Below are 24,257 nucleotides of genomic sequence, written 5' to 3'. Positions count from 1 at the left end.
ACCTGCATCATGAACGATCTTCTGCTCACCAATGTTCGTCCCGACGCCGGTGCTCCGGCCAGCATCCTGATCGAGAACGGCCGCATTGCGGCCATCGGCACCGACATCAGGCCGCGCGATGGCCTCAACGTTGTCGACGGCAACGGCGCGATCGCCATCGCACCTTTCGTCGAGGCGCATGTCCATCTCGACAAGATCCTGTGGGGCCTGCCCTGGCACGGCATCAACGTGCCGGATTCGCTCAGGGCAATGATCGACAACGAGGTCGAGATCCGCCGTACCCTGCCCTGGTCGGTCGCCGAGCGCGCCGGCAATCTGATGCGCCAATGCGTCGCAAACGGCTCGACCCATATCCGCAGCCATGTCGACATCTCGCCGGAATACAAACTCGACAATCTTCATGGCGTGCTCGCGGCCTGGGAGAAGACCAAGCACGCCGTCGACCTCGAGATCGTCGCCTTTCCCCAGCTCGGCATGCTGATCGAACCCGGCACAGCCGAGCTGATGGAAGCTGCCCTCGACGAAGGTGCTTCGATCATCGGCGGCATCGATCCCGCCAGCGTCGATGGCGACGCCAAGGGTCACCTCGACACCATTTTCGGCATCGCCCACCGCAAGCAGGCCAAGATCGACATTCATCTGCACGAGCGCGGCGAGCTCGGGCTTTACGAACTGGGCCTGATCGCCGAGCGCGCCAAGGCGCTTGGCATGCAGGACAAGGTCATCGTCAGCCATGCCTTCTGCCTCGGTACGGCATCCCGAGACGACCTCGCCCGCATGATGGACCTGCTTGCCGAGGCCGGCATCGGCATCATCTCGGCGGTCCCCGGCGACATCCCCTTCCCGCCGATGTTCGAGCTCGCCGAATATGGCGTCCGTTGTGCCGTGGCCTCCGACTCGCTGCGCGACACCTGGAACCCCCACGGCAATGGCGACATGCTCGAACGCTGCTGGCTGCTGTCCTGGCGCAGCAACTGCCGCACAGATGCCGAGCTCACCGCGGCCCTTGACATGGGCACCAAGCGCGGCGCCGACCTGCTCGATCTCGACGGCCACGGGCTGGAAGTTGGTTGCGATGGCTCCCTGGTGCTGATCGAGGGCGAGAACCTCGCCCAGATCGTCGTCGACCGGCCGAAGCGCGCACTTGTCGTCAAGCGCGGCCTCGTCGTCGCAAAGGACGGCAAGTGGATCGATGGTGCCGGGTCATGAACGCAATCGTCACCGAACAACCCTTGCTCAAGGTTGCCAATCTTGGCCGCACCTTCGACGTCTCGGCGCCCTTCCTGCAGCGGCTGGTGACACGTGCGCCGCGGCGCAGCGTGAAAGCCGTCGATGGCGTCAGCTTCGCGATCAGTCCCGGCACGACCTTCTCGCTGGTTGGCGAGTCCGGCTGCGGCAAGTCGACAGTGGCGCGCCTCGTCGCCGGCTTGGAAAAGCCCACCCGCGGGTCGGTCGACATACGCAAGGCGGGCGGCGGGCGTGTCCGCCTGCAGATGGTGTTCCAGGATCCCGTCGGCAGCCTCAATCCGCGGTGGCGCATCGGCCAGAGCATCGCCGAGCCGATGGCGCAAAAGCTCGACCGCGCCGAGCGCCGCAAGCGCATTGGCGAGTTGCTGGTCACCGTCGGCCTCGCACCCAGCGACGCCGACAAATACCCGCACGAATTCTCCGGCGGCCAGCGCCAGCGCATCTCGATCGCCCGCGCGCTTGCCGCCGAAGCCGAGTTGCTGCTGCTCGATGAGCCGACCTCGGCGCTCGACGTGTCGGTGCAGGCACAAGTGCTCAACCTGCTCAAGGATTTGCAGCAGAGGCTGGGGCTGACCTACCTGTTCATCAGCCACAATTTGTCGGTCGTGCGTTTCCTCACGGACCGCATCGGCGTGATGTATCTCGGCCGCCTCGTCGAGGAGGGCCCGAGCGAAATCATCCTCGACAATCCGCAGCATCCCTACACCAGGCTGCTGCTCGAAACCGTCCCCGACCTCGAAGCACCGAAGCGCGATCGCGCGCCATTGGGTGGCGATATCCCGAGCCCGCTCAATCCGCCGAGCGGCTGCACCTTCCACCCGCGCTGCCCGCTGGCGATGGACATCTGCAGCAGGGAACGGCCCGAACTGAAACGCTCGGCCAGCGGCGCCAACGTCGCCTGCCACGCCGCAGAGGGATAAGACCGGCGCCACGGAAGCGCGACCAAGCTTGGATCACTTGGTACGACTTGGCATTCGGAACTGACCAGCCTGGATTATGCCCGCCTAAGGCGCGGCGGCGGTTGCCTTCACCTCGACCTATAGATCCGCGCCTCAGCGACTGAGGCGCGCAGGACAGCGACCATGCGGGTCGCGCGATTGCCCAGGCTTTGCACCTCCTTCAACGACTTCGCCTAGCTACGACCTGTGACAGAAGGTGCCGTATTGGCCGATGTCCGCCCCTGTTTTCCTGCACCGGTTCGGTGATTGATTTGTGTACAATCTTGTATCAAAAACATGTTGATTATGTATCCAATAAGTGCAACTCTTGGATAACAGAAACAGACTGAACGGCCCCGAGAACCCACGCTTTCAGGTCTTCGGGCTAAATGCACTTCGCTTCTTCCGGTCAATTTCTGGCTGAGAGCCAGATTGGCCATACGTGTGCAGCCGTTCATGGCCGTCTCTGTATTTGTATCCAATCTGCTAACACCTGAAACCGGGTGAAAGCGAGCATTTCGGGTACATGACGTTGGGAGTGAGGAGCGGTTTCTTTGCCGGCCTGGGCATTCGCCCAGGGAGCCGAAGGCTACCGCATTGCGTCAATCAAGCAGGCATGAGGAGGAAACATGGCCGTGCAAAAAGATCTCAAGAATCAGGGCAAGGTCTCTCGACGCGCCGTCCTGGCCGGCATGGCAGGGGCAGCACTCACGGGGGCGATCGCATCCCGGGGCTTCGTCGGCAGTGCCAGCGCCCAGGGCAGCTACAAGCTCGACCTCGGTGGTTATGCCGGCCCCGAATTGTCCAGCGAGCCGGTGACGCTGCGCTTCATGCGCCAGGACTTCACCCCTGACGTCAACGCGCTGCTCGAAAGAGCCTACGCCGAGTTCAAGGCCGCCTATCCCAACATCTCGATCGTCGAGGAGAAGGTGCCTTACGGCGACCTGCAGAAGAAGCTGCTGGTCTACATCGCATCGGGCGACGCGCCCGACATCATGATGGGCCGCACCGATTTCACCGACGCCTACCACGCCGGCAGCGTGGCCCTGCCGGTCCAGGACTATCTCAGCGCCGACTACATTAACGACATCCCGGCCAACCTGCGTGCAGCGGCATCCTCGGGCGGCAACCTCTATTCGGTGCCCTGGGAAACCAGCGTGATGATGCTCTATTTCAATCGCGACCTGTTCGAGAAGGTCAAGATGCAGACGCCGCCGGAAGTCACCGGGCTCGACGGCGGCTGGAGCGACGAGGAGCTCGTCGCCAATCTGATCGAGATGAACGCCAAGCTCAAGGAAGCCGGTGACAACCAGTCCTGGGCACTTGCGGCGGCTGGCCAGGGCAACGGCGGTCCGGGAGCCAACTACAGCCAGCTCGAAAGCATCTGGATTCGTTCCCAGGGCGATCCGAACGCAGCCAAGGATTCCGCCGCCTACAAGACCCTTATGGGCATCAGCGATGACGGCTTTACCGTCTCCGGCCACATCGACACGCCCGAGGCGATCAAGGGCATGCGCTTCTACCAGAGCCTCTTCGCCAAGGGGCTGACACCGCTCGGCCCGGTTCCGAACCAGTATCCGGGCGGGCTCGCCGCAACCTATTTCGGCGGCCTCAACTTCACCAACCGTTTCCGCGTGCCCGGCAAGGAGCCGCCATTCAAGTGGGGCGTGTCGCTGCCGCCAAAGGGCAACATCGTCTTCAACGGCAATGGCTCGGATGCCCCGCTCGTCTGGTCCAAGTCCCAGCACCCGGCGGAAGCCGTCGCGCTGCTGTCCTATCTCTGCAACGACAAGAACCGGCTTGCCTTCCACAAGACCTGGGGGTCGATGCCGTCGCGCACCTCGCTGCGCGAGCAGATGAGCGTGTTCGCCACCGAGCAACCGTTCAAGATGGCCCAGGCCCTGTCGGACGCCTCCTACAGCGTGCCGCGCAGCCCGGGTTACTTCGACTACTTCAACGCCATGAACCCGGCGGTGAAGGACATCGCGCTCGGCGCCGATCCGGCAAAGGTCCTGCCCGACACGGCCGCCAAGATCGACCGCCTGCTGGCCAAATACCGGCGCTAGCCGCAAGGCCCATCAACACCTGACGCGACGGCCCACCGGGCCGTCGCACGATGTCGCCTGAGCAAGCGGAGGAGAATTCCATGCGACCCACGACGGCACCTGCGCGCAAAAAGCGGCAGTGGACCGGCCAGAACAGCAACATGATCCTTGGCCCGGCAATGATCCTGCCGGCGGTCGTGGCGCTCGCCCTGTTCCAATATCTTCCGCTGATCACCGCAGTCTTGAACAGCCTGCAATCTTTCAGCCCGTTCGACCAGTCATCGACCGGCTGGGTTGGCCTCGGCAATTATTTCGAGATCTTCGCCGACCCGGCCTTCCGCTACGCCCTGCTCAACACCTTTCTCTACATCGTGCTGATGCTGGTGATGACCATCCCGCTGGCGCTGGCGCTGGCGGTACTGCTCGACCGGCGCCTGCCCGGAACGACCTGGGCCCGCAATGCGGCGATCGGTGCGCTCGCGGCCTCCGAGGCGGTGACCGCGCTGATCTGGAACCAGATGTACGAGCCCAGCAGCGGCCTGTTCAACGCCATCCTTCACGCAGTCAGCCTGCCCACGCAGCCCTTCCTCACCGGCGACAGCCAGGCGCTGGTGTCCATCGTCGTCATGACGGTCTGGAAAGATGTCGGCCTGCCGTTGCTGATCTTCTTGGCCGGCCTCCAGGCCATTCCACGCGAACTGCACGAGGCAGCCCAGCTCGACGGTGCCAACGACTGGCAGATTTTCCGCAAAATCACGCTGCCGCAACTGCGGCCCAGCCTCGTCGTCGCGCTGTTCATCATGACGATAACCGCCACCCGCATGTTCACCCCGATCCTGATCATGACCCAGGGCGGCCCCCAGGGGGCGACAACCAACCTGGCACTCTACTCCTACCTCCAGGGCTTTGAGTTCCAGTCGCAAGGCACCGCATCCGCAAGCGTCGTCTGCATGCTTGCAGTACTTGGCATCGTCACGCTCGTCCAAAGCTACGTGTTGCGCGAAAAGCAGGAGAAATAGGCCATGACCGCATCCTCCCTGACCCTGCAGGCGGAAGATGGCGTTGACCGCACCGCCCGCCGGGCTGCCTTCCTGCATCGTGGCGCCAGCATCCTGCTGCTCGCCGTGGTCGGCGCCGTATTCGCCTTTCCGATCCTCTGGGCGGCAATGTCGTCGCTCAAGTCGACCGATGACATCATCACCGGCACCTATCCGCTGTCATGGTCGTCCTTCGTACCGCTGAAGGCGACGCTCGAGAACTATGTCTATCTCTTCAGCGAGCTGAATTTTCAGCGCAACCTGCTCAACACGCTGATCGCCGCCTGCGGCCAGGTCAGCGTCGCGGTGATCACTTCATCCCTCGCCGGCTACGCTTTCGCCCGCCTCAACTTTCCGTTCCGCGACGTCGTGTTCGGGCTGCTGTTGCTGACGGCCTTCGTGCCCGTCGAGGCGATCATCGTGCCGCTCTACCGGATCATGCACTGGTTCGGCCTGGTCTCCACCTACCCGGCACTTTTCCTGCCATTCGCCTGCAACCCCTTCGGCATCTTCCTGATGCGACAGGCTTTCCGCGATATCCCGGTCGAGATGGAGGAAGCCGCCCGACTCGATGGCGCGAGCCCGCTGCGCATCTTCTTTTCCATCGCCCTGCCCAACGTACGCCCCACTTTGGCAACGCTGGTGCTGATCCAGTTCATCTGGTCGTGGAACGCCTATCTCTGGCCGCTTGTCATCATGCAGGACCCCAACAAGCAGATCGCCCAGGTTGCCATCGCCAACCTTAAGTCGATCCCCAACTCGCCGATGGATGGCCCGCTGTTTGCGGCGGCAACCGCCGTGACGATCCCGCTCGTCATCCTGTCGATCGTGCTGCAGCGCTACTACGTCCGCGGCCTGGTCACGTCAGGCATGAAATAACCCGGCGCCACGCTGGCGCCGACCGCACCAACGAACCTGAAAGAGGAAATTCCGGCATGAGGATTGGCATAGACGGCCGCAAGATACCCGAGGCAGCAAAACGCGGCCCCGTCGGCAGTCTCGATCACGGCAAGAGCCTTGGCATGGCCGGCCTGTTCTACCGCACCGTGCTCGACATGAGCCCGACGCTCGATCTCGGCGAACTTCGCGCCATCCGGACCCGAGCCGACGAGCTTGGCATGTATGTCGAAACCGGCCTCGGCAAGGTCAATCCTTATGCCAGCCCGGAAGCGCCCGAACTCCGCCTGGTCGGCGATGGCGACATTGTTCTCGGGTTCCGACGGATGATGGAAGCCTGCGTTGCCATCGGCTGCACCGAGCTCTGGATCGCCACCGCCAACTACAAGCCCGTCTACAGCGCCCGCTTTGCCTACGACCGTTTCCGCACCGACGTGACCTGGCCGGAGCAGCTTGAGGCGACGAAGACCTTCCTGCTCAAGCTCGCACCGATCGCCCGCGACCTGGGCGTGCATATGAACATGGAAACGCATGAGGAGATCACGACCTTCGAGCTGCTGCGGCTGATCGAGGCCGTGGGCGAAGACGTCATGGGCGTCGTGCTCGACACGCTCAACCCGATGCAGCGCGCCGAACATCCGGTCTTCGCCGCCCGCCGTGTCGCTCCCTATGTCAGGCAGACGCATATCAAGGATGCCTATCTCGCCCATGTCCCCGGCGGCGTCACCATCCAGGCGCGCGCTTGCGGCGACGGCGTCGTTGATTTCCGCGAGGTCCTGAAAGTGCTGGGCGCACACAATCCGACGCTCAACCTGTCGCTCGAATGCGCCGGCCCGCGCGAGGCGAATTTCGTGCCGCGCCACACCTTGCTGGAGGTCTTCGATCGCGACTGGCTGGCAAACCATCCGGATCTCAGCATCGAGGAATATGCTGCCTTCCTCGAACTCGTGCAGGCCTACAGCGGCCGTATCGCGTCGGGCGAAGTGGCGAGCTGGGACGCCTATGTCGCCGCACCGTTCGACTACGCGGAGTCCGTTGCCACCATCAAGAAGAGCACGGCCCACCTTCGCGCCGTCTGCGCCGAACTGCAGCTTCCGCTCGAGGCCGCGGCATGATCGGCATCGTCAAGAGTTCATTGCCTGAAGGCCGGAACCTGGACGCGCGCGCAGCCTTGCAGGCAGCCGCGCAGATGGGCCTCAAGGGCGTCCTGTTCAATTCGCTGTTCGACCTGAGCCCCACGCTCGATCCGGCAGAACTGCGCGCGGTGCGTACCGAAGCCGACCGTCTTGGCCTCTACATCTCGTCGATGCTGGGTGTGCTCAACCCTGCCTTGCCTTTCCGTGGCGAGCCCATAGCCAAGGCAGGCGGCGGCGATCTGGAGACGGGCGTCAAACGCCTGGTCCGCCTCGCCGCCGACATCGGCATCCATGACATGTTCTTCGTCATCGGCATGATCGAGGAGCGTTTCCATGAAACCGTGAGCTGGCACGACCAGCGCCATGCGCTCGCGGCAATGTTGCTGCGCTGCGCGCCGGTGCTGCGTGAGTGCAAGTCGAAGCTGCTGCTGAAGACCCATGAGGAGATCACCACTTCGGAGGTCGTTGCGCTGGTCAGGACTGTCGGCCCGGATCTCCTCGGCATCGCCTTCGATCCGGTCAATGTCGTCTGTCGGCTCGAAGACCCCGTCGAGGCAGCACGCCGCGTAGCGCCTTACGTCGCCCAGGTTCACGTCGACGACGCCATCGTCCGTTTCCAGGAAGGCGGCATCCGCCGCTACCTGGCACCTGTTGGCGAAGGCGTTCTCGACTGGGAAACGATCATTGCGCTGATGCCCGAGGCCCGGGTGTGGGTCGAGATGCACAGCGGCCAGTTCGCCATGCCCGTCTTCGATCCGGCATGGCTGGCCGCGCAACCCGACATCGTCCTTGTCGAATACGCTTCGGTGCTTGCCATGGCCACCAGCTTCGGACGGCGCGAGATGCGCTGGAACCAGGACACGCCGATCGAACGCCTGCCGCATGCCCTCAGGAGATTCCAGCCATGACCGACCTTCTGCTCCTCCACGGCACCGTCATCACCGTCGACCGCGAGCGCCGCATCGTCGAGGACGGTGCGGTTGCCATTTCAGGTGACCGCATCGTCGAGGTCGGCACGTCGGCCGACCTCGAACCAAAGCACGCCGGCAAGAAGGTGATCGACTGCAAGGGCAAGCTGATCATCCCGGGTCTCGTCGACGCCCACGGCCATGCCGGCCATTCGCTGATCAAGACGATCGGCGCCGACAGCCCGTCGGTGTGGATGCGCATCGTCACCCCGACCTACTTTCACTACACGACGCGCGACTTCTGGTACGCCGACGGTCTGGTTTCAGGCCTCGAACGCCTTCGGGCAGGCGTTACCACCGGCGCCAGCATCATCGCCTCGATGCCGCGCAGCGACGATCCGGTATTCGGCATCAATCATGCCCGCGCCTATTCGGAAGTGGGTATTCGCGAGATTCTCTGCGTCGGGCCGGCCGGACTGCCCTGGCCGCATCCGGTCACGCGCTGGGAGACCGGCAAGCCGGAGCGCCGGAACGTCAGCTTCGAAGAGATGATCGAAGGCGCTGAGGCGGTGATCGAGGCCTGCAATGGCAGCGCCGATGGCCGCATCAAGGTCTACCTGACCCCGTTCACCATCGTGCCTTCGGTCGATCCGTCCAACCCGACGACGCCGGACAGGGCGACCAGGCTCACCGACGACGACCGCATGCAGGCGCGCCGTGTGCGCGAGACCGCCCGCAAATGGGGTGTCCGCATCCATTCCGACGCCTTCGCCGGCCATGTCCGCATGGCTTTCCAGGACAAGGAAAACGCCCTTCTCGGCCCGGACGTGCACCTGCAGCACTGCATCGGCCTGTCGCATGAGGAGGTCGATATCCTTGCAGAGACCGGCACCCACATGACCCATTCACCCGGTGGCCGCGCTCCGATCCTCGACATGATCTCGAAGGGCGTGAACGTCGCCATCACCTCGGACGGGACCGCGCCGCGCCGACCGTTCGACATGTTCCAGATGGCGCGCATGGCACAGTTCGGCCAGCAGTTCCTGCATGCCGACCAGTATCTCCTGCCACCCGGCAAGCTGCTCGAGATGATCACCGTGGACGCGGCCAGGGCGCTCGGGCTCGAACACGAGATCGGTTCGCTCGAGGCTGGCAAGAAGGCCGATGTCACCATACTCGACATGCGCCAGCCGCACCTGACGCCCAACTGGATGTTCGTGCACCGCCTGATGTACCAAGCCGTCGGATCGGACGTCGATACCGTCATCGTCGACGGCAAGGTCCTGATGCAGGATCGCAAGGTGCTGACCACCGATGTGCGCGATGCACTCGATTTCGGCGAGCGCGAGGCGCGCGCCCTGGTCGAGCGCGCCGGCCTGCAAGGCCATATGCGCGACCCGGGCTGGGGCAAGCTCAGCCGCACCTTCGACGAGCCGATCGGGCTGCCGCTGCCGCCTGCGGTCGACTGACGCTGCGACCGGCGCTGGGCCCACCTTGCGCCGATCGAATTCCACCAACGCCACCCCGAGGGAGAGACAGAAGATGGCCCAGATCGATATCCGCGACGTCCGCAAATCCTATGGAACGACTGCCGTCCTGCACGGCGTGTCGATCGACATTCCCGACGGCGAATTCGTCATTCTCGTAGGCCCCTCCGGCTGCGGAAAGTCGACGCTGCTGCGCATGATCGCCGGCCTTGAAACCGTTACCGACGGCGACATCCAGATCGGCAGTCGCGTCGTCAACCACGTCGCCCCCAAGGACCGCGATGTCGCCATGGTGTTCCAGTCCTATGCGCTTTATCCGCATATGACCGTCTACGACAACATGGCCTTTTCTCTGCAACTCGCCCGCATTCCCAAGGCCGACATCGACACGCGCATTCGCAACGCCGCCGAGATGCTGAGCCTCACGGCGCTGCTCCAGCGCTATCCCCGCCAGCTCTCCGGCGGCCAGCGCCAGCGCGTCGCCATGGGCCGCGCCATCGTGCGCAACCCGCAGGTCTTCCTGTTCGACGAGCCTCTTTCGAACCTCGACGCCAAATTGCGCGTCCAGATGCGCACCGAAATCAAGGCCCTGCATCAGCGGCTGAAGACGACCACCGTCTACGTCACCCACGACCAGATCGAGGCAATGACGATGGCCGACAGGATCGTGGTGATGCATGACGGGATCGTCGAGCAGATCGGTACGCCGCTCGACCTGTACGACCGCCCGGTCAACCTGTTCGTTGCGGGTTTCATCGGCTCGCCGGCGATGAACTTTCTAAGTGGACGCATCGCTGCCGATGGCAGCAAGACCTTCATCACCGATGACGGCTTTAGGCTTCCGCTTAAGAACATCCCGGCCGACGGTGCCGGTCGCCCGGCGATCTACGGCATCCGCCCAGAGCACTTCGTGCTTGGCGGCGCCAATGCCGTCCCGCTCACGGTAGAGGTGATCGAGCCCACCGGCTCTGAAACCCAGGTTTTCGCCAAATTGGGCGACAACAATGTCGTGGGCGTGTTCCGCGAGCGGATCGACGTGCGGCCGGGGCAGACCATTTCGGTGATCCCCGATCTGGACCACGTGCATCTGTTCGACGCCGACACCGGTGCACGCCTTGTTGCCCGCAAGGAGGCGCTGGCGGCGTGATGCACATGCGCCGGACGACCCCGGACGCAGCGCCCCGAAAAGTCAGGTCTCGGTGGCGTTGACCTTTGCCTGGCTTGCATAGGTGCGAATGGCGGCGGCACAAACATCGAGATAGGCGTAGCCATATCTCAGATCGGGCTCTAGATACGCGCCCTCACCCCATTCGTTCCAGGCATTGATGAAAACCAAGCGCTGGTCCGGAGGACTTTTCGCTGCGCGCTGCATGGCGTGCGTCAGCCATTCCTCGAACAGCTTGGGTGTCGATCCGTGGTAGATTTGGGCGGAACTGGGCCGGCGCGCGCTGTTGTCCCACGATGGCATGACCCCGGGATGGACGACGCCTTGCCCCGTCGGCTTGGCCCTTTCGGCAGCCACCACGTCGGCATAGTTCCGAATGCGGCCACCATCCCGGAAATGTGAGACGGCCAGGGTGTTTTCAATGCTGGGCGTGCGGACCTGGTGCGGCGGAAACTCCGACAGGGCGTCGAAGCCATACTGCTCGTGGCCGGCGAAATCGAAAGCGTTGGTCGCGATCAAATAGATTCCGGGATAGCCCATCCTTTCCATTTCGCCGCGCCAACGCGTGATGGTTGCCTTCAGGTCAGGAAAAAGGCTGGCGCGATAGACCGTGAAAACCGGCTTGCCATCGATCTTAAGATAGCGCTCGTCGCGGAAATATTTGTCGAGGCCCCGGATGACGGCGATATCGTCTTCCGCCGAATGCCTTTGCGACATCAGCACATCCTGCTCGCGGCCGGACCAGCGCCGCGACCAGGTCTCGTTGGCCCAGCACAGGCAGAACGGAAGATCGAGGCTCGTTGTCTCCAGATAGTGGTCGAGCGGCCCCTCGAGCAGCCGCCTGCCGCCAAACCAGTAGAAATGGAAACAGAAGGCCGTGATGCCATAGAGCTTGGCAAGTTCGACCTGCCGTTCCATGACTTCCGGCAAGCGCAGGTCGTAGTAACCAAGTTCCCCCGGCATCCGCGGCTGATAATGGCCTTCGAAGACAGGAAATGCGCGCGCCACGTTGCGCCACTCGGTGAACCCCTTGCCCCACCACGCGTCGTTTTCCGCAATCGCATGGTACTGCGGCAGGTAATAGGCAATCAGCCGAACATCGGCCTGCGGCGGCTTCTCGCCTGAAATCGGCACGTGGTCAGCCTGCGGATAACGTCCCATCGCATTGCCGACGTAGCAATCGTACATGTCGCCCGCGGGACGCCCCGTTCCGGGCCGGACGGCACGGCGCAATTTGGCCCACAGCTTGCGCGGCCACGACACCTCCTCGCGCCATGGAGCCCTGGCCCGCTCGCTCATGAACGCCCGCCGGCATTGTCCATCGAGCCGGCGTTGAGGCCGCGCAGGAAGCCCAGAAGCTTGGAACGGCGCACATTGCTGAACAGCACATGGGGTGCCATCAGCTTGAGCCACGAGCGATGCCGCTCCGCCGGCAGGTCGAGACGCATATGATGCTTGTTCATGACATAGACGAGCGAGCGGCCCATGGCCTCGCCCTTGATGCGACCGGACTGGGACGAGCGCGCGCTGGAGCCGCCTTCGGCATGATCGATGATAGACGCAGCAGCGAGACGAAGCTCAATGCCAGCCTGCCGCAGCCGCAAGCTGAGGTCGTCGTCCTCATGGAACAGGAATATGTTCTGGTCGAAGCCGCCGACCTGCTCGAAATGCTTGCGGCGTATGAAGATGCACGCGCCATGCAGAACCGGTACTTCACAATCGTAGTCGGGCGGCGACCCATGCCAGAAATCGGAGGCCGGGAGCAACCGCGACCAGCGCCTGAAACGACGCCGCGTGCCTGAATAGAAACGCGGATTGAAAGCAGCATTTGGGTAGGAAGCCGCAGCCGACACCAGCGCCTCGATGGCGCCGGGCTCGAACCGAATGTCAGGATTGACGAACAGCAGGAATGCCCCGTCGCTTGCAGCCGCACCGACGTTGCAGGCACTGCCATAGCCGACGTTCTCACCGATCTCGACAACCTCAGCGCCGGCAGCAGCAGCTACCGCAACTGAGTTGTCCGAACTGCCATTGTCGGCAACGATGACATTCACAAAGTCGGGGATGCTGCGAAGAAACGGCTCGAGAACCGAACCGCTGTTGTAGCTGACGACGATCAGATCGATGTCGAGGTTCATGCTCTCTGACATACGTTTCGCCTTCAACGTTGATCTCCGATCAGGAACAACTGTTCAGGCTACCTCTTGATCCACATCAAGAGCGACTCTTTTGGCTTGCTCTCGCATTCGGGTCAAAACTGGATGCTCCCGAAGAATTGCCACCGCTGCTTCGAACAAGTCCTGACCGTACATATCGTATAGCTTACGCTGTGCACGCTGAACCAATTTGTTCCGGCGCTCGTTGGTGTAACTTTTGGTTTTGGCATGGAAAACGAACGTATGTGCCGCGATGACCGGCCAAATTCCCGCCGCAACAGCGCGGAAACAATATTCGTTCTCTTCACCGTAGCCGTCCTTGAAATTCACTTCATCGAACAAGCCAAGGGTGTTCAAAGTGTCTCGGGTGATGCCAAAACAAAATCCATGAACCAAAGGCACGACCAACGCCTCTTCAGTCGCCCATTGCTCACATAAGCGGTTCAAGTCCTCAGGCGATATCCCACGGGGAAGTTCGTTTACAGGGGTCTGAAATCCGTCCGAGGCTACCTCGGGCAGCGACTGAAAGCTCGCAGCATTCGACATCGCGCTAACGATCCCGCCACCAGGCGTATTGAAAACGGCATCAGCCATTTTCTCCGCCCAGCCGGAGGTTACGATCGTGTCGCTGTTCAGCAGAATTACCAAGCTCGCCTCAGAAACGGAGAGACCTAAATTGGCAGCGACTGTGTAACCAACGGCATGTTCATTGCGCTTCAGAATAATGTTGGGCGCGCCAAAAGTGACTTCCGCTAGATATCTCTGAGTTTCAGTGCTGGACCCATCGTCCACAATAATAAGACGATGGTTTCCTCGCAGATTATCAACTACTGAAGGTATGCATCTGCGAACATCTTCGAGCGCGTTGTGTACACAAACGACGATGTCGATCGTCACGTTCTCTATTTTGGAGAGACGCGTCGCCCGCACTTTGCTGTATCTGTCCGGACGAGCCGCTGACCGATCAATAAGCTGATGGCAAGCATCCCCCAGATTTCTGGAAAATTCTCCAAACGAGTATTTCGACATGGCTCTTGCGCGAGCTTTCAGCGACATCGCCTTCAGCAGCTCTGGATTCTCGCAAAGCTGCTTTACGAATGGGACAGCTGCATGTGGAGCTTTAAACGGGATGACAAACCCTGTTTTTCCATGTTCGACGAGTTCGGCAACTGCACCCCAATTGTAGACGATCGCGGGGCGGGCAGCGACCATGCCTTCCAGAATAGTTCGACCGAACGATTCTTGAAAATGCGAGAAATTCAGAATCACGTTTACGCGCCGAATGGCATCGACAGCCCGGCTTTGATAGTCCACGAATTCCACATTCGGCGGAGCCGGAATCTTGCCTGCAATGTATTCCGCTATCAGAGAGCGCTGCGTCGAACCAATCACAAGGAACCGCGCCTTCGGAGCTGTGTGCTCGCAAAGGCGAGCCAATTCGATGACGTCTTCGAAGCCCTTCTTGGGCAGATTGCTGCTTATGATACCGAAACGGACGATACCATCCGAGGACTCATTGGCTTCACCCAACCCCTCGGCCGAAACGACATTCGGGATGACCGACGTTCTCTCTGGCTCTCCAAAGCACTGGGCCGTAACGCACGAATTTGCGATCATATGATCGGCCGACCGCCAGACTTGAGAGACGATGGCCTCTGCCTCGAGACCTATCTGGGCGCAGAGTTCGGGATCATGTCTGATTATCTCCCTGGCGTGCACCATTGTCGGTATTGATCGAATTCGAGCTGCCATCAGCGGAGCCGTAATGACGATCGTGTTGACGTACACGAGATCCGGTTTGAAATCGTCGATCGCCTTTAGAAAAATAGGGACCGGCGACAGTGAACCTGACGCGTTCCGTTTCCATTGACTGTAGGAGATTATACGAATCTCGGACGAGTATTGTTTGAGTTCTTCAACATACTGGACGTTGGTCCTATTGGGCAGAACAACACAAACATTAAACCCATTTACATGTAGTGCCTTCGCAACATCAAGGAAACTTCGTTCCCCGCCGAAGAGCTCATGGCCAACATGATGTGAGCAGAGCAGTATTCTTCTCGCGTCCGACGCCATGAGGCGATCGGTTTTGATGATTTGCCCCCCGCGCCCGTCCTCATATCGAACCAGCGCATTTGCACATTCTTGAAGGTAGGCATACCCAAATTTGGCATCAGGCTCAAGGTACGCTCCTTCGGCCCACTCATTCCAGGCATTGATGAAGACGAGACGTTGACCGATAGGGTTCGCCTTCGTGCGATTAATAGCGTTATCAAGCATCTTCCCAAACAGGGCCGGGGTCGATCCGTGAATGATCTCCCCACCTGTTGGGCGTCGGGCGCTGTTGTCCCAACTAGGCATCACACCAGGGTGATGAACCTTTCCTGCCGGGACAGAGCGTCCTCGCTCATTTGCGACTACGTCCGCATAGTGCCTTATCCGCCAGCCCTCGCGATATTTCGAAAGACGCAATCGACCTTGGAGGTTTGGCGTGTTGACATTATGTGGCGGGAACTCTGACAGAGCGTCGAAGCCGAAGGCCTGATAATCGAGAAACCCAAAAGAATTAGTAGAGATCAGGTATAGGTCAGGATAGCCGAGCTTCCGAGCTTCCGCTCGCAATCGCTCTGTCGTTTCCAGTGCATTTGGCAAAAGAGACGGGCGATAGATCGTCAAGACTGGCTTACCATCGATCCGGAGATACCGAGGATCACGAAAATATCGCTCGACTTCATGCAAGAAGGCGATGTCATCGGCCGGTGAGTGTTGTTGAGCAATTAGGATGTCACTCTCGCTACCATCCCATCGCCTCGACCAGTTCTCATTCGCCCAGCAAAAGCTGAAAGGCAAATCGAGTTCGGGCGTTGCAAGATAGTGATCAACCGGAAGCTCCATAAGCCGCTTCCCTGCGAACCAATAGAAATGAAAGCAGAACGCCGAAATTCCATATAGCTTTGCAAGTTCGACCTGTCGCTTCATGACTTGCGGAGCGCGGAGATCGTAATAGCCGAGTTCACCCGGAACTCGAGGCTGGTAGTGGCCGTCGAACAGCGGAAACGCCCTGGCCACATTGCGCCATTCGGTGAAGCCCTTCCCCCACCATTCCTCATTTTCGGGGAATGGGTGAAACTGCGGCAAGTAGTAGGCTATTAGCTTTACGTCACCTCCTGCCGACACCGGGGGGGATTTAGCAATTTCCACGTATTCAGAAGGCTGGAACTGCGCCAGCGAGTTTCCCACATACTGATCATAGAGCATCGAGTGGAACTCAAGATCAGACAGGCCGGCAAGATCAGCAACCTTGCTTTCCGAGCTTCCTAGATTCTCGACAGCGGCAAAACGTACAGCATCTCGCCATGTCTTTCTCTTGTTCGTTGAGAAGGGATGCCGCACGATGGCCGCCAAATTCGTCCATACCCTGCTACGGGATGCACCCGATCCTAGGACAAAGCTCCCACTATTTGTCCTGAACTCCTTTCGTTTGATGGAGTTCAGAGGATGCCTCCAAAGAGCACGGAGCTTCATCGTCCTGGTAGCAAACATCGATATTCAGTCTCTTTACGTAGTTATATTTTCGACCGGATGACTAGATCCTGTTTGTAGTATTCCCCGGAGGTGAGAACCTGATCTAATTGATCCAGTGTCCCGACCTTCAGCTTGTCGAGCATTTTGGACGCAACAGCGAGGCCATAGAGGTCAAAGTGCTGAAGCAGCCACTCGCGATCGCTTGCCTCCAGATGAAGCACCTCAACCAAGGCGGCATATTGAGAAGCGCGGGCAAGAATTCCTGCGGCCCCGCGAAGCACCGCCACTTCGTGACCTTCGACGTCGACTTTAAGTGCCAGCCGCATACCGTCCAGATTTTTGCCTACTCCCAGAAGGGTATCCAGCGTTGTCGTCTCGACAAGCGTGCAATTGGAATTGATCTCGTTTGCGCGCGCCATCCGACTTGTGCCGGACCAAATGCGATCCGCCAGAAAATGCGCGACGGAATTCGAGTCGGAAATTGCGGAACTGACTATTCGCGCTGCGATGCCTGCGTCGTGAAGCGTCCGCGTCAGGTACCGCCTGATACCGTCGTTCGGCTCAATGGCAATGATTTGCGCCTGCGGAGGCAGGGCTGGGTTTACCAGCATTTCTCCATAGTTGGCGCCCACGTCGACGACGTGGGTCCACGCTTGCTCGCAAAGCAACGCCTCCCACATAGTCAAAGTCAAGGGGTTCAAATTACCGGAATCTCGCGCCAGTCTCTGACCGCGCTGGTCATCTGGATCGAAAAATATCGTGCGTCCATTCGATAAGACAATGCGGGCATCGCTAGTATTCATCCGCATTCCTTGCCAACAACATTGATGCGCGATTTCATTCATTAAGAGCTCTTCTTATGAAGCGGATCCGAGGCTCCAATAACCAAATCCGCTGTCAGCGCCTCAACCCTCTCCCGCCAGTCGCCCGCTCTAAATCCGAAATCGCGATCGAAGGCGGCCGAGTTCAGCTCCGAGTTCGCTGGGCGGGCTGCCTTGGTAGGCCATTGCTCGCTGCTGATTGGCTCGACCACTGCCGATGGCCCTCCAAGCAAGGCACTGGCCGCGAGCACATGGCTTGCCAGCTCATACCAGCTCGCGCGGCCTTGGCCGGCAAGATGGTAGAGATCTTGCGGGAAGCCACCTCGCTTGCGCCAGATGCTTGCCGCCGCCAACAGGCCATCGGCCAGGTCATCGGCGCAGGTCGGATTGCCAAACTGGTCTGCCACCACCTGCAACCGGTCACGTGCAGCAGCCAGGGACAGCATCGTCTTGACGAAATTGCGGCCATAGCGGCTGACCACCCAGGCCGTGCGGACCACCATGTGATCCCGATTGCCGGCACGCACCGCCTCTTCGCCGGCGAGCTTGCTGCGACCATAGATCGTCTGCGGAGTGGGCCTGTCAGCTTCGACATAAGGCCTGCTCGACCTGCCATCGAAGACGTAGTCCGTGGAAATCTGGACAATCGGAATGCCGGCAAGCCTGGTCAGTCGTGCCAACTCCGCCGGAGCCTCGGCGTTGATCCCGAAAGCTCTTTCGGGCTCGTCTTCCTGCTGGTCGACCCCTGTGTGGGCCGCCGCATTGATGACCATGCCGGGCGCGACCGAGTTCAGGACCGGAGCAAACGTCGCCGGGTTTTCGAGGTCGAGATCGGGGCGACCGACCAGCACGATCTCCGCCTGCCCCCGTGCCCGCGCTGCGAGCGAGCTTGCCAGCTGTCCTGACGTTCCTGTCACCAGAATTCTCACGTCGACCGCACCAGTCCAAGCCTGCTCCCGTCGAACTGTTGCGCGCGTATCGGACGCCACCACCAGCCGTTCGCCAGGTACCAGTCGACGGTTTTCTCCAGACCGCTCTCGAATGTCTCTTTGGGTGCCCAGCCGAGTTCCCGTTCGCTCTTGGTCGGGTCGATGGCATATCGGCGGTCGTGGCCCGGGCGATCGGCAACATAGGCGATGAGGTCGAGGTGCGAGCGGCCACCAGCCCTTGGTCTGCAGGCGTCGAGCTGCGAACAAATCGTCTCGACGACCTCGAGATTGGTGCGCTCGGCCCGGCCGCCGATATTGTAGCTCTCGCCAACCTTGCCTTTTGTCAGCACCGCTTCCAGTGCCCTGGCGTGGTCCTCGACGAACAGCCAGTCGCGCACATTGGCGCCTTTGCCGTAGACGGGCAGGGGCCGCTCATCAAGTGCGTTGGCGATCACCAATGGGATCAGCTTTTCCGGAAAATGATAGGGTCCGTAGTTGTTGGAGCAGTTGGAAAGGACGACAGGCAGCCCATAGGTCTCGTGCCAGGCACGGACGAAGTGGTCGGATGCCGCCTTCGAGGCCGAATAGGGCGATGACGGCTTGTAGGGCGATTCCTCGGTGAACACGCCGGAATCGAAAGGCAGGTCGCCAAAGACCTCGTCCGTCGAGACATGGTGGAAGCGGAAACCCTTGCGTCGCTCTTCGCTCAGGCTGCGCCAGTGATCGAGTGCCGCCGACAGCAGGCTTGCGGTGCCGACAACATTAGTGGTGACGAAGTCCATCGGCCCGTCGATCGACCGATCGACATGGCTTTCAGCCGCCAGGTGCATGATCAGGTCGACCTTCTCGTCAGCCAGAATTTGGCGCACGCGGTCTGTGTCGCAGATATCGGCCTGACGGAAGAGGTAGTTGGAATTCCCTTCTATCTCGCGCAGAGACGCCAGGTTCCCGGCATAGGTCAGCTTGTCGAGGTTGACGACCCGAAAGTTGCCCGTGCCGACCAGATGCCGGCAGACGGCAGAGCCGATGAAACCGGCACCACCAGTGACCAGAACAGTCTGCGGAGCTTGTCTCATGCGTATACGAACCCGGTTTCGACTTCGGCCAGGTAGGGTGCCGTCGCGTCCTTGGTGGACATCACCATCTCTGCGGCAGCCAGCGGCCATTCGATCCCGATGTCGGGATCGTCGAATCGGATCGACCGGTCATGCGGCTGCGAATAAGGGGCAGAAACCTTGTAGACGACCTCGGTGTCCGGCTCGAGCGTGACAAAGCCGTGCGCGAACCCCTTGGGCACCAGGATCTGGTTCCAGTCCTTGTCCGAGAGGGTCAACCCGACCCAGTTGCCGAAGCTCGGCGAACCTTTTCTTATGTCGACCGCAACGTCGAAGATCGAACCCCGCAGCACGCGCACCAGCTTGTCCTGCGCGAAGGGTGGTGTTTGGAAATGCAACCCCCGCATCACGCCGCGAGCCCGCGAAAGGGATTGGTTGTCTTGCACAAAGTCCACCGCGATACCGGCGTGCGCCAGTTTTGCCGCGTTCCATGTCTCGGAAAAGAACCCGCGCGCATCCTCGATCTTGGCTGGCCGGATCTCGCAAACACCATCCAGCCCGAGCTCTCGCACCTCAACCATAGGCGATCTCCCGAACCCGGCGCTCGAGATAGCGCGCGTAGTCGGTCTTGCCGAGCGAGGCGGCCCGGCGGAGAACCTGCTCTTCGCTGAGCCAACCCAGTTCGAAGCCGATCTCTTCGGGACACATGACCTTGATGCCTTGGCGGTGCTCGATCGTGCGTACGAAGGAAGAGGCGTCGTGCAGGCTGTCATGGGTGCCGGTGTCGAGCCAGGCATAGCCTCTTCCAAGCCGGACGACATGCAGATTGCCCTGCTCGAGATAGGTCCGGTTGACGTCGGTGATCTCAAGCTCGCCGCGCACCGAAGGTTTGATTGACGCGGCAATATCGACAACCGGATTGTCGTAGAAATAGAGCCCCGTGACCGCCCAGTTCGAACGCGGCTGCACTGGTTTTTCCTCGATCGAAAGCGCCCGCTGTGTCGCCCTGTCGAAGGTTACGACACCATAGCGCTGAGGGTCCTCGACCTGATAGGCGAAGACTGACGCACCGTCCTCACGCGCGACCGCGGCCCGGCAACGCTCCGACAGGCCGTCGCCATAGAAGATGTTGTCGCCGAGTATGAGCGCCACCGGACTGGTGCCTATGAACTCGCGTCCAATGATGAAGGCCTCAGCCAAGCCGTTGGGAGACGGCTGGACCGCATAGGAAAACGACACGCCAAACGCCGATCCGTCGCCGAGAAGCTGCTGGAACTGCGGCAAGTCGCGTGGGGTCGAAATAACAAGGATTTCCCGTATACCCGCCAGCATGAGAACGCCGAGCGGATAATAGATCATTGGCTTGTCATATATTGGCAATATCTGTTTTGATACTGCAAGAGTGGCCGGGTAGAGTCTAGTTCCACTACCGCCTGCTAGTATAATTCCCTTCACCTAAGGTTTTCCTGACCTCGTTGCCTTTGACCCCCGTCCGGCGTACGATTCGCGGCTGAATGTATGTCAAACGCTGAACAGACTCCATGAGTTTGGCAGCGCCATTGCACAGATTTGATTTCAGCAGGTAACTATTTGCGAACGATTGATACTTGCAGTTGGCTGGCTGCCTGAGGCAAGCGCTAGGTGCCTTGCATTGCGTTATCGATTCAATGCCTTAGCCCGCACTTGACCATCGGCAGCCAGGCCATGTTGGTCACTACGACACGCTGAAGGATAGATCGCCTGTCCTCAACAAGGGATTTGACCCTGGCGCGTTGACCCACGGGTGAGCGGCCTTCCAGCGTCCCCGGCAACGAGGCCCGGCGGGCCGTAAAATGCAAAAGCCGCCGGGACACCGGCGGCTTTTGATAATTTACCGACGCTGGGCAAAAGCCTCAGATCGCGGCTTCCAGTGTCGACAGGTGATTGAGGTACGATTCCGCCTTGGTACGAACCTGGTCGTCCTTGGCATCCGACACGTCTTCGCGAGCTTCCTGGATACGGCGCAGCAATTCGGCGCGATCGATATCCTTTACCGGCGTTGCCGATTCAGCAAGCAGCGTGCAGCCAGCCGGAACGATATCGGCGAAACCACCGAACACGACGTAGCGCTCTTCCTTGCCGCCGACGGCCTTCACCGTCACGACGCCCGGCTTGATCGTGGTCATGACCGGCGCATGGTTAGCCATGACAGTCATTTCGCCTTCCGCACCGGGAATGACGACGGACTCGACCTGCTCCGAAACGAGCAGACGCTCGGGCGAGACCAGTTCGAACTTGAATGCTTCAGCCATGGTGTCTCACAAATGCTTGGACGGAGTTCCGAGCAGACCTGCCCACGAAGGGCAGTCATCGGTGCAACAGCGCGGACCTTGGGGCCCGCGCTGCGGCTTTTATGATTATGCCGCTTCCGCAGCCAGACGCTGGGCCTTCTCGATCGCCATGTCGATGCCGCCGACCATGTAGAAGGCAGCTTCCGGCAGGTGATCGTACTCGCCGTCGACCAGGCCCTTGAAGCTCTTGATGGTGTCTTCGAGCGGAACCAGCTGGCCGGGCGAACCGGTGAACACTTCAGCGACGAAGAACGGCTGCGACAGGAAGCGCTCGATCTTGCGGGCGCGGGCAACCGTGATCTTGTCCTCTTCCGACAGCTCGTCCATGCCCAGGATGGCGATGATGTCCTGCAGCGACTTGTAGCGCTGAAGGATTTCCTGGACGCGACGGGCGACCGAATAGTGCTCTTCGCCGACGATCAGCGGATCGAGCATGCGCGAGGTCGAGTCGAGCGGATCCACGGCCGGGTAGATACCCTTTTCCGAGATCGCGCGGTTGAGAACGGTCGTCGCGTCAAGGTGCGCGAACGACGTTGCCGGCGCAGGATCGGTCAAGTCGTCGGCGGGGACGTAAATGGCCTGCACCGAGGTGATCGAACCCTTGTTGGTGGTGGTGATGCGTTCCTGCATCTGGCCCATGTCGGTCGACAGCGTCGGCTGATAGCCCACGGCCGAAGGAATACGGCCGAGAAGAGCCGACACTTCCGAACCCGCCTGGGTGAAGCGGAAAATGTTGTCGACGAAGAACAGAACGTCCTGGCCCTGGTCGCGGAAATGCTCGGCGATGGTCAGGCCCGACAGGGCGACGCGGGCGCGCGCACCGGGCGGCTCGTTCATCTGGCCGAACACCAGGGCGCACTTGGAACCTTCGGTCGAGCCGTTGTTCTCGTGCGGGTCCTTGTTGACGCCCGATTCGATCATTTCGTGATAGAGATCGTTGCCTTCGCGGGTGCGCTCGCCGACGCCGGCGAACACCGAGTAACCACCGTGCGCCTTGGCGACGTTGTTGATCAGTTCCTGGATCAGAACGGTCTTGCCGACGCCGGCGCCGCCGAACAGGCCGATCTTGCCGCCGCGTGCGTAAGGAGCCAGCAGGTCGACGACCTTGATGCCGGTGACAAGGATCTGTGCTTCCGTCGACTGGTCGACATAGGCAGGCGCTTCCTGGTGGATGGCGCGCTTCGACTTGGTCTTGACCGGGCCGGCTTCGTCGACCGGCTCGCCGATGACGTTCATGATGCGGCCAAGCGTCTCGTCGCCAACCGGAACCATGATCGGCGAACCGGTGTCACGGACGGCCTGGCCACGAACGAGGCCTTCCGAAATGTCCATGGCGATGCAGCGGACGGTGTTTTCGCCGAGGTGCTGCGCCACTTCGAGGATCAGGCGATTGCCGCCGTTCATCGTCTCGAGCGCGTTCAGGATCGGCGGCAGCTCACCGTCGAACTGCACGTCGACGACGGCGCCGATGACCTGCGAAACGCGGCCAGCGCCCGTGGCGACGACCGCCGACTTTTCGACCTTGGCAGCGGCTGCCTTGGCAGGCGCCGCCTTCTTTGCTGCCGGGGCCTTTTCCGCCGCCGGAGCGGCTTTCGGAGTAGCTGCTTTAGCCATCGTTCTAACCTCTGTGTCCGTTCGTTGTTTCACGCGGACCCGCCTTGCGGCGAGCCATCACGCGGCTAGAGCGCTTCGGCGCCCGAAATAATCTCGATCAGTTCCTTGGTGATCTGGGCCTGACGCTGGCGGTTGTACGTGATCGTCAGCTTGTTGATCATGTCGCCTGCGTTGCGCGTGGCGTTGTCCATCGCGCTCATCTTGGCACCCATTTCACCAGCAGCATTTTCCAGCAGCGCCCGGAAAATCTGCACCGAGATGTTGCGCGGAATGAGATCGCCGAGGATTTCGCCCGGCTCAGGCTCGTATTCGTAGACAGCACCGCCGCTGGTGGCGGTATCAGTGCTGACCGTCGGAGCCGCGGCCGGAATCACCTGCTGTGCGGTCGGAACCTGGCTGATCACCGACTTGAACTCGGAATAGAACAGCGTGCAGACGTCGAACGCGCCCTGGTTGAACAGGGTGATCACCTTCTTGGCGATCATGTCGGCATGGACGAAACCAACTTGCTTGGCATCGCGCAGTTCGACGCGATCGATGATCAGCGAGGCGAAGTCGCGACGCAGGACATCGTAGCCCTTCTTGCCGACGGTGATGATCTTGACCGTCTTGCCCGAGGCCTGGAGCTTGCGGACGTGGTCGCGAGCCAGACGCGAGATCTGGCTGTTGAAGCCGCCGCACAGGCCACGCTCGGCGGTGCAGACGACGAGCAGGTGCACGTCGTCCTTGCCCGTGCCGGTCATCAGCGCCGGAGCATCGCCACCGCCACCAACAGCCTGGGCGATGTTCGCGAGAACCGCACCCATGCGCTGCGAGTAGGGACGCGCGGCTTCCGCAGCTTCCTGGGCGCGACGCAACTTCGCCGCGGCGACCATCTGCATCGCCTTGGTGATTTTCTGCGTCGCCTTGACCGAGGCGATACGGTTGCGGAGGTCTTTTAGCGAGGCCATGCCTTATCCGTCAGTG

20 protein-coding genes are annotated in these 24,257 nt (G+C 60.9%); 9 read left to right on the top strand and 11 right to left on the bottom strand.

The features are described from left to right. The first annotated feature begins 9 nt into the window (after positions 1-9). The 9 genes from CO731_RS06200 to ugpC all read left to right on the top strand — a co-directional run bounded on the left by CO731_RS06200 (position 10) and on the right by ugpC (position 10,843). The gene (locus CO731_RS06200) at positions 10-1,209 is read left to right on the top strand and encodes an amidohydrolase family protein (RefSeq protein WP_108606410.1); all 1,200 of its coding nucleotides are present in this window, start codon (positions 10-12) and stop codon (positions 1,207-1,209) included. Beyond that, a complete protein-coding gene (locus tag CO731_RS06195; RefSeq protein WP_108606409.1) occupies positions 1,206-2,168 on the top strand; it encodes an oligopeptide/dipeptide ABC transporter ATP-binding protein in 963 nt (320 codons plus the stop codon). Before CO731_RS06200 ends, CO731_RS06195 begins: the two co-directional genes overlap by 4 nt. A gap of 647 nt (positions 2,169-2,815) precedes the next feature. Then, a complete protein-coding gene (locus tag CO731_RS06190) occupies positions 2,816-4,252 on the top strand; it encodes an extracellular solute-binding protein (RefSeq protein WP_108606408.1) in 1,437 nt (478 codons plus the stop codon). Between the two features lie 80 nt (positions 4,253-4,332). Next, the gene (locus CO731_RS06185) at positions 4,333-5,250 is read left to right on the top strand and encodes a sugar ABC transporter permease (RefSeq protein WP_159091569.1); all 918 of its coding nucleotides are present in this window, start codon (positions 4,333-4,335) and stop codon (positions 5,248-5,250) included. A gap of 3 nt (positions 5,251-5,253) precedes the next feature. Further along, on the top strand, positions 5,254-6,147 hold the full coding sequence (locus CO731_RS06180) for a carbohydrate ABC transporter permease (protein WP_108606406.1): 894 nt from the start codon (positions 5,254-5,256) through the stop codon (positions 6,145-6,147). 56 nt (positions 6,148-6,203) lie between these two features. After that, the gene (locus CO731_RS06175; protein WP_108606405.1) at positions 6,204-7,280 is read left to right on the top strand and encodes a sugar phosphate isomerase/epimerase family protein; all 1,077 of its coding nucleotides are present in this window, start codon (positions 6,204-6,206) and stop codon (positions 7,278-7,280) included. After that, complete coding sequence (locus CO731_RS06170; protein ID WP_108606404.1) at positions 7,277-8,209, top strand: TIM barrel protein; 933 nt, start codon at positions 7,277-7,279, stop codon at positions 8,207-8,209. Before CO731_RS06175 ends, CO731_RS06170 begins: the two co-directional genes overlap by 4 nt. Next, the gene (locus CO731_RS06165) at positions 8,206-9,678 is read left to right on the top strand and encodes an amidohydrolase family protein (RefSeq protein ID WP_108606403.1); all 1,473 of its coding nucleotides are present in this window, start codon (positions 8,206-8,208) and stop codon (positions 9,676-9,678) included. The genes CO731_RS06170 and CO731_RS06165 overlap by 4 nt, the downstream gene beginning before the upstream one ends. 73 nt (positions 9,679-9,751) lie before the next feature. After that, positions 9,752-10,843, top strand: a complete 1,092-nt coding sequence (gene ugpC, locus CO731_RS06160) for a sn-glycerol-3-phosphate ABC transporter ATP-binding protein UgpC (protein ID WP_108606402.1) — start codon at positions 9,752-9,754, stop codon at positions 10,841-10,843. Positions 10,844-10,885: 42 nt separating this feature from the next. On the opposite strand, the gene CO731_RS06155 is transcribed toward ugpC, so the two are convergent. From CO731_RS06155 to CO731_RS06105, 11 genes are all read right to left on the bottom strand, one after another. Further along, entirely contained in the window at positions 10,886-12,160 is a 1,275-nt protein-coding gene (locus CO731_RS06155) for a glycoside hydrolase family 99-like domain-containing protein (RefSeq protein WP_108606401.1), read from the bottom strand. Next, the gene (locus CO731_RS06150; protein WP_108606400.1) at positions 12,157-13,011 is read right to left on the bottom strand and encodes a glycosyltransferase family 2 protein; all 855 of its coding nucleotides are present in this window, start codon (positions 13,009-13,011) and stop codon (positions 12,157-12,159) included. Before CO731_RS06150 ends, CO731_RS06155 begins: the two co-directional genes overlap by 4 nt. Positions 13,012-13,053: 42 nt before the next feature. Continuing rightward, on the bottom strand, positions 13,054-16,422 hold the full coding sequence (locus tag CO731_RS06145) for a glycoside hydrolase family 99-like domain-containing protein (RefSeq protein WP_159091568.1): 3,369 nt from the start codon (positions 16,420-16,422) through the stop codon (positions 13,054-13,056). A gap of 161 nt (positions 16,423-16,583) precedes the next feature. After that, the gene (locus tag CO731_RS06140; protein ID WP_108606398.1) at positions 16,584-17,387 is read right to left on the bottom strand and encodes an FkbM family methyltransferase; all 804 of its coding nucleotides are present in this window, start codon (positions 17,385-17,387) and stop codon (positions 16,584-16,586) included. Continuing rightward, the gene (rfbD, locus tag CO731_RS06135) at positions 17,387-18,280 is read right to left on the bottom strand and encodes a dTDP-4-dehydrorhamnose reductase (RefSeq protein WP_245439788.1); all 894 of its coding nucleotides are present in this window, start codon (positions 18,278-18,280) and stop codon (positions 17,387-17,389) included. Before rfbD ends, CO731_RS06140 begins: the two co-directional genes overlap by 1 nt. A gap of 8 nt (positions 18,281-18,288) precedes the next feature. Beyond that, a complete protein-coding gene (gene rfbB / locus CO731_RS06130; protein ID WP_108606396.1) occupies positions 18,289-19,368 on the bottom strand; it encodes a dTDP-glucose 4,6-dehydratase in 1,080 nt (359 codons plus the stop codon). Next, positions 19,365-19,928 (bottom strand): dTDP-4-dehydrorhamnose 3,5-epimerase, encoded by a 564-nt coding sequence (gene rfbC, locus CO731_RS06125; RefSeq protein WP_108606395.1) that lies wholly within the window; start codon positions 19,926-19,928, stop codon positions 19,365-19,367. The genes rfbB and rfbC overlap by 4 nt, the downstream gene beginning before the upstream one ends. Continuing rightward, on the bottom strand, positions 19,921-20,802 hold the full coding sequence (rfbA, locus tag CO731_RS06120; RefSeq protein ID WP_108606394.1) for a glucose-1-phosphate thymidylyltransferase RfbA: 882 nt from the start codon (positions 20,800-20,802) through the stop codon (positions 19,921-19,923). The genes rfbC and rfbA overlap by 8 nt, the downstream gene beginning before the upstream one ends. Before the next feature lie 437 nt (positions 20,803-21,239). Then, positions 21,240-21,638: a F0F1 ATP synthase subunit epsilon gene (locus CO731_RS06115; protein ID WP_055974902.1), complete on the bottom strand. Its 399-nt coding sequence runs from the start codon at positions 21,636-21,638 to the stop codon at positions 21,240-21,242. 105 nt (positions 21,639-21,743) lie between these two features. Continuing rightward, positions 21,744-23,291, bottom strand: a complete 1,548-nt coding sequence (gene atpD / locus CO731_RS06110) for a F0F1 ATP synthase subunit beta (protein ID WP_108606393.1) — start codon at positions 23,289-23,291, stop codon at positions 21,744-21,746. 65 nt (positions 23,292-23,356) lie between these two features. Continuing rightward, positions 23,357-24,241 carry a F0F1 ATP synthase subunit gamma gene (locus CO731_RS06105; protein WP_108606392.1) on the bottom strand — a complete coding sequence of 295 codons (885 nt, stop codon included), beginning with the start codon at positions 24,239-24,241 and terminating at the stop codon, positions 23,357-23,359. Positions 24,242-24,257 lie beyond the last annotated feature (16 nt).

The sequence above is a fragment of the Aminobacter sp. MSH1 genome (assembly GCF_003071665.1).
GTDB classification, from domain to species: Bacteria; Pseudomonadota; Alphaproteobacteria; order Rhizobiales; family Rhizobiaceae; genus Aminobacter; species Aminobacter niigataensis.
The sequence above is the reverse complement of the archived record's forward strand: the minus strand, read 5'-3'. Positions and strand labels throughout refer to the sequence as shown.